The sequence below is a fragment of the Micromonospora sp. NPDC092111 genome (assembly GCF_044755745.1).
Lineage (GTDB): Bacteria > Actinomycetota > Actinomycetes > Mycobacteriales > Micromonosporaceae > Micromonospora.
This window is the reverse complement of record NZ_JBIVRQ010000007.1, coordinates 153261-166327: the sequence shown is the minus strand read 5'-3', so window position 1 is coordinate 166327 and position 13067 is coordinate 153261. Positions and strand designations below refer to the sequence as shown.

At 74.5% G+C, this 13067-nt stretch carries 14 protein-coding genes; 9 read left to right on the top strand and 5 right to left on the bottom strand.

Annotation, left to right across the window (positions count from 1 at the left end; translation table 11 throughout):
• Window positions 1–33: 33 nt before the first annotated feature.
• The 5 genes from ACIQG9_RS16615 to ACIQG9_RS16595 all read left to right on the top strand — a co-directional run bounded on the left by ACIQG9_RS16615 (window position 34) and on the right by ACIQG9_RS16595 (window position 2997).
• Window positions 34–1269, top strand: a complete 1236-nt coding sequence (locus tag ACIQG9_RS16615) for a mechanosensitive ion channel family protein (RefSeq protein ID WP_400402815.1) — start codon at window positions 34–36, stop codon at window positions 1267–1269.
• 174 nt (window positions 1270–1443) lie between these two features.
• Window positions 1444–1878 (top strand): phage holin family protein, encoded by a 435-nt coding sequence (locus ACIQG9_RS16610; RefSeq protein ID WP_400402812.1) that lies wholly within the window; start codon window positions 1444–1446, stop codon window positions 1876–1878.
• Window positions 1875–2225 (top strand): DUF3618 domain-containing protein, encoded by a 351-nt coding sequence (locus tag ACIQG9_RS16605; RefSeq protein WP_400402809.1) that lies wholly within the window; start codon window positions 1875–1877, stop codon window positions 2223–2225. Before ACIQG9_RS16610 ends, ACIQG9_RS16605 begins: the two co-directional genes overlap by 4 nt.
• Entirely contained in the window at window positions 2222–2494 is a 273-nt protein-coding gene (locus ACIQG9_RS16600) for a DUF4235 domain-containing protein (RefSeq protein WP_400402806.1), read from the top strand. The genes ACIQG9_RS16605 and ACIQG9_RS16600 overlap by 4 nt, the downstream gene beginning before the upstream one ends.
• A gap of 299 nt (window positions 2495–2793) precedes the next feature.
• On the top strand, window positions 2794–2997 hold the full coding sequence (locus tag ACIQG9_RS16595; RefSeq protein WP_013732668.1) for a cold-shock protein: 204 nt from the start codon (window positions 2794–2796) through the stop codon (window positions 2995–2997).
• A 132-nt stretch (window positions 2998–3129) separates the two neighbouring features.
• On the opposite strand, the gene ACIQG9_RS16590 is transcribed toward ACIQG9_RS16595, so the two are convergent.
• Together ACIQG9_RS16590 and ACIQG9_RS16585 are read right to left on the bottom strand one after the other, a co-directional pair.
• Window positions 3130–3324 (bottom strand): hypothetical protein, encoded by a 195-nt coding sequence (locus tag ACIQG9_RS16590; protein WP_400402803.1) that lies wholly within the window; start codon window positions 3322–3324, stop codon window positions 3130–3132.
• 88 nt (window positions 3325–3412) lie between these two features.
• Window positions 3413–4396: an aldo/keto reductase gene (locus tag ACIQG9_RS16585; RefSeq protein ID WP_400402800.1), complete on the bottom strand. Its 984-nt coding sequence runs from the start codon at window positions 4394–4396 to the stop codon at window positions 3413–3415.
• 85 nt (window positions 4397–4481) lie between these two features.
• Between ACIQG9_RS16585 and ACIQG9_RS16580 the strand changes: the two genes are divergently transcribed.
• Window positions 4482–5276, top strand: a complete 795-nt coding sequence (locus ACIQG9_RS16580; RefSeq protein WP_400402798.1) for a trans-aconitate 2-methyltransferase — start codon at window positions 4482–4484, stop codon at window positions 5274–5276.
• The gene (locus ACIQG9_RS16575; RefSeq protein ID WP_400402795.1) at window positions 5273–6298 is read left to right on the top strand and encodes an adenosine deaminase; all 1026 of its coding nucleotides are present in this window, start codon (window positions 5273–5275) and stop codon (window positions 6296–6298) included. Before ACIQG9_RS16580 ends, ACIQG9_RS16575 begins: the two co-directional genes overlap by 4 nt.
• A 371-nt stretch (window positions 6299–6669) precedes the next feature.
• Here the strand turns inward: ACIQG9_RS16575 and ACIQG9_RS16570 are convergent, their stop codons facing one another.
• Window positions 6670–8070: an ATP-binding protein gene (locus tag ACIQG9_RS16570; protein WP_400402793.1), complete on the bottom strand. Its 1401-nt coding sequence runs from the start codon at window positions 8068–8070 to the stop codon at window positions 6670–6672.
• 29 nt (window positions 8071–8099) lie between these two features.
• Window positions 8100–8789: a response regulator transcription factor gene (locus tag ACIQG9_RS16565; protein ID WP_400402790.1), complete on the bottom strand. Its 690-nt coding sequence runs from the start codon at window positions 8787–8789 to the stop codon at window positions 8100–8102.
• Between the two features lie 73 nt (window positions 8790–8862).
• Between ACIQG9_RS16565 and ACIQG9_RS16560 the strand changes: the two genes are divergently transcribed.
• The gene (locus ACIQG9_RS16560) at window positions 8863–9783 is read left to right on the top strand and encodes an ADP-ribosylglycohydrolase family protein (protein WP_400402788.1); all 921 of its coding nucleotides are present in this window, start codon (window positions 8863–8865) and stop codon (window positions 9781–9783) included.
• Between the two features lie 2 nt (window positions 9784–9785).
• Here ACIQG9_RS16560 and ACIQG9_RS16555 read toward each other — a convergent pair whose 3' ends face one another.
• Window positions 9786–10691 carry a DUF1775 domain-containing protein gene (locus tag ACIQG9_RS16555; protein WP_400402785.1) on the bottom strand — a complete coding sequence of 302 codons (906 nt, stop codon included), beginning with the start codon at window positions 10689–10691 and terminating at the stop codon, window positions 9786–9788.
• Between the two features lie 221 nt (window positions 10692–10912).
• On the opposite strand from ACIQG9_RS16555, the gene thrS reads away from it, so the two are divergent.
• Window positions 10913–12919, top strand: coding sequence for a threonine--tRNA ligase (gene thrS / locus ACIQG9_RS16550; RefSeq protein WP_400402783.1), 2007 nt, complete (start codon window positions 10913–10915; stop codon window positions 12917–12919).
• Window positions 12920–13067: the final 148 nt, after the last annotated feature.

Genomic DNA, 13067 nt, shown 5'->3' with positions numbered 1-13067 from the left:
GAACTGATCAGCCCGGCGGAGGGAGACAACCACGTGCAGGACTACCTCGAGACGATCGCCGCCGCGGCCACCGCGGCGGCGATCGCCCTGCTGTCCGTCGAGGTGGTGCACCGGGTGGTACGCCGGCTCGGCCGGCGGTCGCAGGTGATGACCGAGCTCACCGAGCACGTCCACCGGCCGTTCCAGGTCGCCGGCACCGTCCTCGCCGTGCAGTTCGCGGTCCGCCTGACCACCGGCTACGCCGTCGGCACACCCTGGCGGCAGGTGGCGCTGCACACCCTGGTGCTGGGGGTGGTGGCCACGATGGCCTGGCTGGTCGCCTCGCTGCTGGTGGTGGTCGAGGACACCGCGCTGGCCCGGTTCCTGCGGGTGGACGTGCCGAACAACCGGCACGCCCGGCGGGTGCGTACCCAGGTGGTGCTGCTGCGCCGGCTGACCATCGCGGTGATCGTGGTGCTCGCCGTCGGCGTGATGCTGATGACCTTCCCGGCCGTCCGGGGCATCGGCGCGGGCGTGCTCACCAGCGCCGGTGTGGTCGGTGTGGTCGCCGCGCTGGCCGCGCAGAGCCTGCTCGGCAACGTCATCGCCGGCCTCCAGCTCGCCTTCAGCGACGCGGTACGCCTCGACGACGTGGTCGTCGTCGAGGGGGAGTGGGGCCGGATCGAGGAGCTGACGCTCAGTTACGTGGTGGTGCAGATCTGGGACGACCGGCGCCTGATCCTGCCCACCTCGTACTTCACCAGCACCCCGTTCCAGAACTGGACCCGGACCGAGGCGGCGGTGCTCGGCACGGCCGAGTTCGACCTCGACTGGTCGATCCCGGTGCAGGCGATGCGTGCGGAGCTGCGCCGGCTGGTGGAGGGCACCGAGCTGTGGGACGGCCGGGTCTGCGTCCTCCAGGTCACCGACGCCACCGGCGGCACGATCAAGGTCCGGGCGCTGGTCAGCGCCGCCGACGCCGGCAGCCTGTGGGACCTGCGCTGCCTGGTGCGTGAGCACCTGGTCGGCTGGGTGCGGGACCACCGGCCCACCGCGCTGCCCCGGACCCGCACCGAGCTGGGCGACTCCTCGGGCAACCTGCCCTGGCAGTGGGTGCAGCCCCGCCGGCCGGCCCGCCGCCGGCCGGAGGGCGAGGTGCCCGACGACGCCCGGGTCTTCGGCGGCAGCGACGACGGGGACGCCCGCAGCGAGGCATTCGTCGGCCCCGACGCCGACCCCCGGGCCGAGGCGCCCGTCGGCGCAGACGGACCGGTCGACGCCCGCCGCTGAGCGGGACACCGGAGCCCCCGCGACCCACGGTCGCGGGGGCTCCGTCGTACCCGCTTCCGCGTTTCGCCGGACGGTACGGGCCGACCTGGGGTCAGATGTGGTTGGTCACCGTGTGCAGGATTGACGGACGGCGGCTCCGGGCATACAGCGCGGTGATGACGAAAGGAGGACAGCATGGCTGACGTCGCGAACCACCGTACGTCCCGGACCGGGAGCGAGCCGTCCACCGCCGAACTGGTGCAGCGGGCGACCGAGCAGGTCTCCCGCCTGGTCAGGGACGAGTTGGCGCTGGCCCGGGCGGAGTTGACCCAGAAGGGCAAGCACGCGGGGATCGGGATCGGGCTCTTCGGCGGGGGCGGGGCGCTGGCCCTCTACGGGCTGGGCGCGCTGGTCACCGCCGCGATCCTGCTGCTGGCCCTGGTGCTGCCCGGGTGGGCGGCGGCGCTGATCGTCGCGGTGGTGCTCTTCCTGATCGCCGGGGTGCTCGCCCTGGTCGGCAAGAAGCAGGTCAGCCACGCGGTCCCGCCGGTGCCGACGACGACGGTCCGTAGCGTCCGCGCGGACGTGGACACCGTCACCGCCGCGGTGAAGGACAGGGGACGGGCATGACGGGCGCGACGGGCAACGGCACCGGCGACACCGAGGCGCTCCGCGCGGAGATCCGGCGGACCCGGGTGGAGTTGGGCGAGACCATGGAGTTGCTGGCCGCCAAGGCCGACGTCAAGGCCCGGTTGAAGGACTCCGCGGAGCAGGCGAGGGACCGGATGCGCGAGCAGGCCGCGCTGACCGTGGCCCGGGTACGCGGCCAGGCGGCGCAGGGGGCCGGTGTCGCGCGGGCGCAGGCGTACCAGGGGGGCGAGGCGGTCCGGCGTCATCCGGTGCCGTGGGCGACGGTCGCGGCCGGCGCCGTGGCGGTGGTGGTGGTGTTGTTGATCGTCCGGGGGAGGCGCAGGTGAGCAGGGGCATCGGCAAGGTCGCGTACAAGCCCGTCGGGGTGCTGCTCGGGTTGGCCGCCGGTACGGTCGCCGGGGCGATCTTCCGGCAGGTCTGGAAGGTGAGCGCCGGCGACGGCGAGGCGCCCAGCGCGACCGACGAGGACCGCCGATGGGGCGAGATCCTCGCCGCGGCGGCGTTGCAGGGGGCCATCTTCGCGGTCGTCCGGGCGGCGGTGGACCGCGGTGGAGCGGTCGGCGTCCGACGGTTGACCGGCCGCTGGCCCGACTGACCGACCGGCCGCGGAACAGCGTGTGGGCCCCCCGACGTATCGACGGACGGGGGGCCTTTCGCACCGTCCCGACGACCCGGCGAGGGGAGGGCAGGCATCCGTCAGGTCACATGTCGGAGAATTTCGTCGGGTAGGCTGTGCAGAGTTTTTGCGTACGTGGTTTGCTGATCCCCGCTGTTGCGAGATGGCGTGGGTTGAGAGAAGTCTCCTTCACCGGGGGCCGCCTCAGGCGCCGCTGCTCGAAAACGGCCAATCGGCCGCACGGCGTGCTCGGCCGCCAGTTTTAGAAGGAGATACACATGGCGCAGGGAACCGTGAAGTGGTTCAACGCTGACAAGGGCTTCGGCTTCATCACCGTCGACGGCGGGGGTGCTGACGTGTTCGTCCACTTCTCGGCCATCCAGTCCAGCGGCTACCGCACGCTGGAGGAGAACCAGCGGGTGGAGTTCGAGATCGCCCAGGGTCAGAAGGGTCCGCAGGCCGAGCAGGTCCGCCCCCTCTGAGCGATGCCGGTCGGCAGCCGCCGGCCCGGGTGATCCGGCCAGCCGGATCGATGAGGAGCCCCGTGTCCCCAAGGGACGCGGGGCTTTCCGCATCGGTGGCCCCGGCCCGCCGGCCACCCGTCGCGCCCGGGCTCAGGTCCGTCGGCGGGCGCGCAGTCCGCGCCAGAGCAGCACCAGACCGGCCAGCACCAGCAGCGGCCCGACGACGGCCCAGACCCGTTGGTCGGTCATCACGCTGCCGCTGACGTAGCCGAGGCCCTGGACCGTCCAGACGGCACCGACCACCACCGCCAGCAGGCCCAGCGCGAGCGTGAGCCAGCCCCTCACCGGTCCCCCCTCCGTGGGCCGGTGGGTCCGGCCCGGTCACCAGCATGCGGGTCGGCCGGTCGGGGCGCGAGGACCCGGCCGGCGTGCCTCACCACCGGTCGTGCACCCGGGGCCGGACCAACTCGTCGTAGACCGACCGCACGGTGTCCCGTTCCGCCGCCGTCAACGCCGGGGACCCGGCCGCGGCGGCGTTGGCCCGGGCCTGCCCGGGGTCGCGGGCACCGGGGATGACCACGGTGACCCCCGGCTGGTCGATGATCCAGCGGAGCGCGAACTGGGCCGTCGTGCGCCCGTCGCCGGCCAGCGGGGCGAGCCGGCGGACCACCGTCAGGCCGAGGTCGTAGTCGACGCCGGAGAAGGTCTCGCCGACGTCGAAGCTCTCCCCGTTGCGGTTGTAGTTGCGGTGGTCGTCGGCGGCGAAGGTGGTGTGCTCGTCGTACCGGCCGGAGAGCAGGCCACTGGCCAGCGGGACCCGGGCGATGATGCCCACGCCGGCCGCCGCGGCGGCCGGCAGCACCCGGTCGAGGGGCTTGAGCCGGACGGCGTTGAGGATGATCTGGACGCTGGCCACCCCGGGCCGGGCGATCGCGGTGAGCGCCTGGTCGCAGGTCTCGACGCTGACCCCGTAACCGGCGATGCGCTGCTCGCCGACCAGGGTGTCGAGGGCGTCGAAGACCCGGTCGTCGGCGAAGACCTCGGTCGGCGGGCAGTGGAGCTGGACCAGGTCCAGGGTGTGCACGCCGAGGTTGGCCCGGGACCGGTCGGTCCAGGCCCGGAAGTTGTCCAGGGTGTACGCCTGCGGTGTCTGCGCCACCCGGCGGCCCATCTTGGTGGCGACGGTGAGCCCGTGCCCGGGGTGCTCCCGCAGGAATTGGCCGATCAGCCGCTCGCTGCGCCCGTCGCCGTACACGTCGGCGGTGTCGAGGAAGGTGACGCCGGAGTCCACGGCGGCGGCCAGCACCGCCAGGGCGTCGCTCTCGCTGACCTGGCCCCAGTCCGCGCCGAGCTGCCAGGCGCCGAGGCCGACCACACCCACCTGCCGGCCGAGCCGGTCGAAGCTGCGCTGTTCCATTCCGCCGAGCCTAGTGACCGGCTTGCCGGGCCGCGTCGCGGGCCGTATGGTCGCAACAAGACGTACGTACGGTTTGGAGGCTGTGATGTGGGACCCGACCAGCTACCTGCGCTACGGCGACGAGCGGTCCCGGCCCTTCCACGACCTGGTCGCCCGGGTCGCGGCCGACCGGCCCCGGGCGGCGGTCGACCTCGGCTGCGGCCCCGGCACGCTGACCGTCACCCTCGCCGAGCGCTGGCCCGGTGCCCGGGTCAGCGGCGTCGACTCGTCCCCGGAGATGGTCGACCGGGCGCGGGCGCTCGACGCCCCGGTCGACTTCGCGGTCGGCGACGTCACCGACTGGCACCCGGCCCCCGACGTGGACGTGGTGCTCGCCAACGCGGTGCTCCAGTGGGTGCCCGGCCACCGGGACCTGCTCCGCCGCTGGGCCGGCGAGCTGCCGTCCGGCGCCTGGCTGGCGTTCCAGGTGCCCGGCAACTTCGCCGCACCCTCCCACCGCGCGCTGCGCGAGGTGGCCGCCGGCAACCGCTGGGCCGCCACCCTGACGCCGCTGCTGCGCGAGACGCCGGTCGACGACCCGGTCGGCTACACCACGCTGCTGACCGCCGCCGGTTGCGCGGTCGACGCCTGGGAGACCACCTACCTGCACCGGCTGCCGGCCGCCGGTGCCGCCGACCACCCGGTGCTGACCTGGATGGAGGGGACGGCGCTGCGCCCGGTCCGGGCCGCGCTGGACGACACCGACTGGGCCGACTTCCGCGCCGCGCTGGGAATCCTGCTGGCCGAGGCGTACCCGGTACGGCAGGGTCAGGTGTACTTCCCGTTCCGCCGGATCTTCGTGGTCGCCCGTACCGGCGCCCGTGCAGAGGAGAAGCAGTGACCGACCTGTCCACCTTCATCGCCGAACTGCCCAAGGTGGAGCTGCACGTGCACCACGTGGGCTCCGCGTCCCCCCGGATCGTCGCCGAGTTGGCCGCCCGGCACGAGGGACGCAGCCCCGTGCCGGCGGACCCGGACGCGCTCGCCGACTACTTCGCGTTCCGCGACTTCGCCCACTTCATCGAGGTCTACCTCAGCGTCGTCGACCTGATCCGCGACCCGGAGGACGTCTGGATCCTCACCCACGAGGTGGCCCGCGAGCTGGCCCGCCAGCAGGTCCGGTACGCCGAGCTGACCGTCACCCCGTACTCGCACGTGCGCCGGGGCATCCCCGCCCCGGCGTTCTGCGAGGCGATCGAGGACGCCCGCAAGCGGGCCGAGGCCGACTTCGGCGTCGCCCTGCGCTGGTGCTTCGACATTCCCGGCGAGGCCGGCCTGCCGGCCGCCGAGGAGACCCTGCGGATCTGCCTGGAGGAGCGACCCGACGGGCTGGTCAGCTTCGGTCTCGGCGGCCCCGAGATCGGGGTGCCCCGACCGCAGTTCAAGCCCTACTTCGACCAGGCCCGGGCCGCCGGGCTGCGGTCCGTCCCGCACGCCGGGGAGACCACCGGCCCGCAGACCGTCTGGGACGCTTTGCGCGAGCTGGGCGCCGAGCGGATCGGCCACGGCATCTCCGCCGCCCAGGACCCGGAGCTGCTCAGCTACCTGGCCGAGCAGCGCATCCCCCTGGAGGTCTGCCCGACCTCCAACGTCCGCACCCGGGCCGTCGCCCGGATCGAGGAGCACCCGCTGCGCCGGCTGGTCGACGCGGGCGTCCGGGTCACCATCAACTCCGACGACCCGCCGATGTTCGGCACCACCCTCAACGACGAGTACGCGGTCGCCGCCCGGCTGCTCGACGCCGGCCCGGACCAGCTCGCGGCGCTCGCCCGGGAGGCGGTGGCCGCGTCGTTCCTCGACCCGGCCGGCCAGGTCCGGATCACCGCCGAGATCGACGCGTTCGTGGCGGCCAGGTCGCACTGACCGGCCGGACGTCGCCCGACCGGGCCCCCCGGTCGGGCGACGTCAGCACACGGCCCGGCCCGCCGGCCAGCACCCGGCGACGACCGGCGCCAGACCGAACAGGACGGACAACCCGAGGGACACTAGACCCGTGCCGGGCGGACCCGGGGCCACCTCACGACCCGGTGAGGGGGCACGCGCGGCGGGAGCGGGGTGTGGGGGGACCATGCCCCCGCCGCGCGTACTGGCTCCACCGGCCGGCAGTTGTCAGGGGCGACAGGCCGGCGGAACTGATGGGTTCGGGCCTGATCATGTCAGCACGCGCGCCGTCCGTCGCCGCCGTTAAGCCGGATCTAAGGAAACCTTGCACCGCCCCACAGTCAGGGCCCCGGTCAGCCGTCGGTGGGGCGCTGCCGGGGCCACCGCCGGCCGCTCTTCTGCTCCCGGGCCTCCCGCGCCATCCGGCCCACCAGGCCGAACCGGTTCACCTGCCGGGGCGTCGCCTCCGGGTCGGCCAGCAGCATCACCACGCTGGCCCCGCCGAGCCGGGCCCGGTCGATGCTCACCGAGCCGTTGGCCTGCAACGAGACCCGCTTGGCGATGTCCAGCCCCAGCCCGGTCGACCCCTGGTCGCTGGCCCCCCGGCGCAGCGCCCGGTCCGGATTCGCGATGCCCGGCCCGGCGTCGTCGATCCGGATCGCCACGTACCCGTCCCGGCGGGAGACCGCCACCTCGAACGCCGTCCCCTGCGGGGTGTAGCGGAAGACGTTGCCGATCACCGCGTCGAGCGCGGCGGCCAGCTCGGCCCGGGGCACCGGGGCCGGGATGCGTAGCTGGGCGCCGATCACCCGGTGCGGGCGGTTCTGGTCGCCGGCCAGGGCCGCCCAGAACACCATCCGGTCCCGGACCACCTCGCTGACGTCGCACTCCGCCGGCCCCGCCTCGTGGGCGACCGCCTTGCGGGTGGTCTTGATCAGGACGTCGATCTCGCCCTCCAGGGTGACGATCGCCTGCCGGATCCGCCGGATCGTCCGCCGTCGGTCCAGCTCCGCCGGGGTGAACGAGCCGACGCTGGTGTCGTCGGAGTCCAGCCCCTCGGCGTCGAGCCGCAGCACGGTCAGCGGGGTACGCAACCGGTGCGACAGATCCGCCACCAGTTCCCGCTCGTCCGTGCGGGCGGCGACCAGCCGGTCGGCCATCCGGTTGAAGGCGTACCCGGCCTCGGCCAGCTCGCGCGGCCCGGTCGGCTCGACCCGTACCCCCAGGTCGCCGTCGCCGACCGCGAGCGCCGCCCGGACCAGCCCCCGGGTGGAGTCGACCGCCCGGGCCGCCACCCGGTCCACCACGATCACCGCCGCGCCGACCAGTGCCACGGCCACCCCGGTCAGCAGCAGCCAGGTGCCGCCGGCCCCCTTCTCCAGGGCGGCGGCGGGCACGAAGACCTCGACCACGGCCACCGTGCCGTCGAGCACCACCGGGTCGAGCCGCAGCAACCCGCCGTCGACGTCGACGACCAGCGATCGTTCCGCGCTCCGGGCCCGGTCCAGGTCGGCGGCGGCGGCCCGGCCGGCGGGCTCGTCCCCGCCCAGGCCGTGCACCACCGGACGGATCGCCGGATCGTCACCGCTGGCCTCGATCGCCCGGCGTACCGCCGCCGGTTCGGTGCTGACGGCGAGCGCGCCGGTGACCATCGCCCCGCGCCGGGCCGCGTCGGCCAGCGCCTCCTCCCGCACCTCGTCGCGCAGGCTCAACCCGAGCGGGACGAGGAACGCCAGCGCGACCAGCGCGCACATGCCGGCCGTCAGGGCGGCCAGCGCCGGCCTCAGTCCGGGGCCACCAGCCGGAACCCCACCCCCCGCACGGTGCGCAGGTAGCGCGGCTTCGCCGCGGACTCGCCCATCTTTCGGCGCAGCCAGTACAGGTGAACGTCGATGGTCTGGTCCTCGCCGACCGACGGCTGCCGCCATACCTCCTCCAAGAGTTCGCGCCGGGACACCACCCGGCCAGGTCGTGCGGCGAGATACGCCAGCAGGTCGAATTCCTTGCGGGTCAGCGCCAGCAGTTCCCCGTCGAGCACCGCGCTGCGCTCGCCCACGTCCACCCGCAGCCCGCCGACGGTGTGCACGGCCGGGGCCACGGTGCGGCTGGCCCGGCCGGCCCGGCGCAGCACGGTGGTGATCCGGGCGTCCAGGTGGGCGCCGGTGAACGGCTTGACCATGTAGTCGTCCGCGCCGGCCCGGAGCAGCCGGACCACCGACTGCTCGTCGTCCCGCGCGGTGGCGATGATGATCGGGACGTCGGTGATGCCGCGCAGCATCCGCAGCGCGTCCGAGCCGTCCAGGTCGGGCAGGCCCAGGTCCAGCACGACCAGGTCGGGGGTCTCGGCGGCGACCCGGCGCAGCGCGTCCAGCGCCGTGCCGACCGCGTGCACGGCGTGCCCCCGTTCGGTGAGGGAACGCAGCATCGCGCCACGGACGACGTGGTCGTCTTCGACCAGGAGCACGGTGGCCACGTCAGCACCGTACTGCCCGTGGCAAGTTGATCGCGTTGCGACGGACCGGTGAACCGGGCAAGCTGGGACGACGATGCCGTTCACGCTCTTCCCCGACACCCGGCTGGCGCTGGCCCGGGACAGCCTCACCGGGCTGTCCGTCGGCGACGCCCTGGGTTCCCAGTTCTTCGTACCGGGCCACCGGCCCGCCGACCTCGCGGCCGGGTGGCTGCCACCGCCGCCCTGGCAGTGGACCGACGACACCGAGATGGCCTGCTCGGTGCTGGCCGAACTCGCCGGGCACGGCGACGTCGACCGGGACCGGCTGGCGCTCGCCTTCGCCGACCGCTGCGAGCCCTACCGGGGCTACGGCCCGGGTGCGGTGACGATCCTGCGGCTGATCCGGACCGGCACCCCGTGGCCGGTGGCCGCCGCGTCGGCCTTCGACGGCCAGGGCTCCTGCGGCAACGGCGCGGCGATGCGGGTCGCCCCGCTCGGCGCCTGGCACGCCGACTCGACCGCCCGCGCGGCGGCCCGGGCCCGCCGCAGCGCCGAGGTGACCCATGCCCACCCGGAGGGGATCGCGGGGGCGGTCGCGGTGGCCGTCGCCGCCTCGCTGGCGGCCCGGGCCCGGCTGGACGGCGACCGCCCGGACGCGGCCCGGCTGCTCGCCGCCGTCGCCGGGGCCCTCGACCCGGCCGGCGAGGTGCACCTCGGGATACGCCGCGCGGCCGGGCTGCTCGGCCGCCCGCCCGACGAGGCCGTCGCCGCCCTCGGCAACGGCTCCCGGGTGACCGCCCAGGACACCGTGGCCTTCACCCTGTGGGTGGCCGCCACCCACCTGTCCGACTACCCGGCCGCGATCCGCGCCTGCGTCGAGGCGGGTGGGGACGTCGACACCACCGCCGCGATCGTCGGCGGCATCGTCGCCGCGTACGCGGGGGTCGGCACGCCCGGCGGGGTGCCGGACGGCTGGCTCGCCGCCCGGGAACCGCTGCCGCAGTGGCTCGGCTGACCTCAGCCCGACGCCGCCCGCACGCCCGTCCGGTCGACGTCGACCGCCCGTTCCGGCGCGCCGTCGTCCGGCTTCGGGTCGGCGTCCGGTCCGGTCGTCGGGTCGGCGTCCGGTCCGGTCGTCGGGTCGGCGTCCGGTCCGGTCGTCGGGTCGGCGGCGGCCCGGCGGCGGGACCGGCTGGCCGCCCAGCCGATCACCGCGCCGCCGCCCAGCCCGACCAGCAGGCCCCCGCCGAGCAGCAGGTCCGCGCTGGGCCCGCCGTCGCCCGTCGGGTCGCCGTCGCCGTCGCCGTCGTTCCCGGCGGCCCCGGCCGCCGTCCCGTCCGCCGGGCCGGCCCCGCCGTGGCCGTGGCCGGTGGCCGCCCCCGACGCCGGGGAGAGCAGGGCCAGCGTCGGGGCGGGGTGCCCGCCGCCGACCGGGTCGGCCCAGCGCACCACCGTCCCGTCCGAGTACGTCTGCACCACCTCGAAGGCCACCCGGTCGGTCTGCGGCAGTGGGCCCATGGCCAGGGCGAGCCGGGCCGGGCCCGGTACGGCCGGCCCGGCGGCCCGGCTCCAGAGCACCGAGGCGGTCACCGTGCTGACCGAGGGGGCGTGGATGCCGGCCACCGGGTCGGCCAGCTCACGGGAGGTCATCAGCGGCGCCCAGCCGTCCACCGACAGCGGGTAGACCTCCCCGATCGGGGCGTCCGGCGGGAGCTTGACCTCGATCTTCTCGGTGCGCGCGCCGGGGCGCTCCTCCGGCACCACGAACGTCAGCTCCACCGCGTCGCCCTGGGTCGCCTCGGTCGGGCTGGCGGTCACGCCGGCCGCCGATGCCGCCCCCGGCCACCCGAGCACACCGGCCACCGCTGCGGCCAGCACCAGTCCCGTCCGGCTCCGCCGGGCACCGCCGCGGGTCGTCGCCATCCTCGCCCCCATCCGTCTCGCCGTGGGCCGGTACCGGCTCCGGCCACACCCGGTAGTTCGGACGGCGGGCCGGAAAGGTTCAATCCGTCGGCGGGCCGGTCCGAACCCGGCGACACGGCCGGTGCCTGCTTTCCCGACGACCGGACGGAACGGGGCGACCGATAGCATCGCAGGGGCCGGCCCGCCGGCCCATCCGTACCGCCTGCCGCTGAGGAGTCACCGTGTCCGCACCCCGTACCCCCGTCGTGGCCGACCCCGTCGTCGTCGCCGCCGGGACGACGGCGGCCGACGCGGTGGCCGCGGCCGGGCTGCCCGCCGCCGGCCCGAAGGCGATCGTGGTGGTCCGCGACCCGCAGGGCCAACTGCGCGACCTGGACTGGACGCCGGCCGAGGAGACCGTCGTCGAGCCGGTCGGCCTCGACTCGCCGGACGGGCTGAACGTGCTGCGGCACTCGACCGCGCACGTGCTCGCCCAGGCCGTGCAGGACGTCTTCCCCGAGGCGAAGCTCGGCATCGGCCCGCCGATCGAGAACGGCTTCTACTACGACTTCGCCGTCGACAAGCCGTTCCAGCCGGACGACCTGGCCAAGCTGGAGAAGCGGATGCAGGAGATCGTCAAGTCCGGCCAGCGGTTCCGCCGCCGCCGCTTCGGCAGCCTGGACGAGGCGAAGGCCGAGCTGGCCGCCGAGCCGTTCAAGCTGGAGCTGGTCGACGTCAAGGGCGAGGGGCTGGACACGACCGAGGTGATGGAGGTGGGCGGCGGCGAGCTGACCATCTACGACAACCTCGCCGCCACCGAGGACAAGGTCTGCTGGTCGGACCTGTGCCGTGGCCCGCACCTGCCGAACACCCGGCTGATCGGCGCGTTCAAGCTGATGCGCTCGGCCGCCGCCTACTGGCGGGGCAGTGAGAAGAACCCGCAGCTCCAGCGGGTGTACGGCACCGCGTGGCCGACCCGGGACGAGCTCAAGGCGTACCTGAAGCTGCTGGAGGAGGCGGCCCGGCGCGACCACCGCAAGCTCGGCGCGGACCTCGACCTGTTCAGCTTCCCCGACGAGGTCGGCTCCGGCCTGGCGGTCTTCCACCCCAAGGGCGGCATCATCCGCCGGGAGCTGGAAAACTACTCGCGTCGTCGGCACGAGGCCGCCGGTTACGAGTTCGTCAACACCCCGCACATCACCAAGGCGCACCTCTTCGAGACCTCCGGGCACCTGCCCTACTACGCGGACACCATGTTCCCGCCGATGCAGTTGGAGGGCGCGGACTACTACCTCAAGGCGATGAACTGCCCGATGCACAACCTGATCTTCAGGGCGCGCGGGCGGTCCTACCGGGAGCTGCCGCTGCGGCTGTTCGAGTTCGGCACGGTCTACCGGTACGAGAAGTCCGGCGTGGTGCACGGCCTGACCCGGGTGCGCGGCCTGACCCAGGACGACTCGCACATCTACTGCACCCGGGAGCAGATGCCCGGCGAGCTGTCCACCCTGCTCACCTTCGTGCTCGACCTGCTGCGCGACTACGGCCTGGACGACTTCTACCTGGAGCTGTCCACCCGGGACGACTCACCGAAGTTCATCGGCGCGGACGAGGACTGGGCGGAGGCGACCGAGGCGCTGCGTACCGCCGCCGAGGCGTCCGGGCTGGACCTGGTGCCCGACCCGGGCGGCGCGGCCTTCTACGGCCCGAAGATCTCCGTGCAGGCCCGGGACGCGATCGGCCGGACCTGGCAGATGTCGACGATCCAGGTCGACTTCAACCAGCCCGCCCGGTTCGGGCTGGAGTACCAGGCCGCCGACGGCAGCCGCAAGCAGCCGGTGATGATCCACCGGGCGCTCTTCGGCTCGATCGAGCGGTTCTTCGGGGTGCTCACCGAGCACTACGCGGGCGCGTTCCCGGCCTGGCTGGCCCCGGTGCAGGTGATTGGCATCCCGATCCGCGAGGACCACACCGACTACCTGCACGGCTTCGTCGCGGCGCTGCGCGCCGAGGGGATCCGGGCCCAGGTCGACACCGGTGACGACCGGATGCAGAAGAAGATCCGTACCGCCCAGCAGCAGAAGATCCCGTTCATGGTGATCGCCGGCGACGACGACGTGGCCGCCGGCACGGTCTCCTTCCGCTACCGGGACGGCTCGCAGCGCAACGGGGTGCCGATGGCCGAGGCGGTCACCCACGTGCTCGACGTGGTCTCCTCCCGGACCAACTCGGGCCCGTCGGCCGAGGGCTGAGCCGGGCGGTGGGATCGTCGACCGCCCCGGCTGACCGTCGGGGCGGCCGGCCGGCTGTCCCCGCGCACCCGGCCGCCCGGTGCGGCCGGGTGGGACCCGCCGCGGTGACCGTAGGATCGGCGGTGTGACTGGGGTGGAGCGGCACGAC

Coding starts and splice junctions, on each gene's coding strand:
- ACIQG9_RS16610 (WP_400402812.1), top strand. CDS start 1,444: ATGGCTGACGTCGCGAACCACCGTACGTCCCGGACCGGGAGCGAGCCG.
- ACIQG9_RS16605 (WP_400402809.1), top strand. CDS start 1,875: ATGACGGGCGCGACGGGCAACGGCACCGGCGACACCGAGGCGCTCCGC.
- ACIQG9_RS16595 (WP_013732668.1), top strand. CDS start 2,794: ATGGCGCAGGGAACCGTGAAGTGGTTCAACGCTGACAAGGGCTTCGGC.
- ACIQG9_RS16585 (WP_400402800.1), bottom strand. CDS start 4,396: ATGGAACAGCGCAGCTTCGACCGGCTCGGCCGGCAGGTGGGTGTGGTC.
- ACIQG9_RS16580 (WP_400402798.1), top strand. CDS start 4,482: ATGTGGGACCCGACCAGCTACCTGCGCTACGGCGACGAGCGGTCCCGG.
- ACIQG9_RS16570 (WP_400402793.1), bottom strand. CDS start 8,070: ATGTGCGCGCTGGTCGCGCTGGCGTTCCTCGTCCCGCTCGGGTTGAGC.
- ACIQG9_RS16560 (WP_400402788.1), top strand. CDS start 8,863: ATGCCGTTCACGCTCTTCCCCGACACCCGGCTGGCGCTGGCCCGGGAC.
- ACIQG9_RS16555 (WP_400402785.1), bottom strand. CDS start 10,691: ATGGCGACGACCCGCGGCGGTGCCCGGCGGAGCCGGACGGGACTGGTG.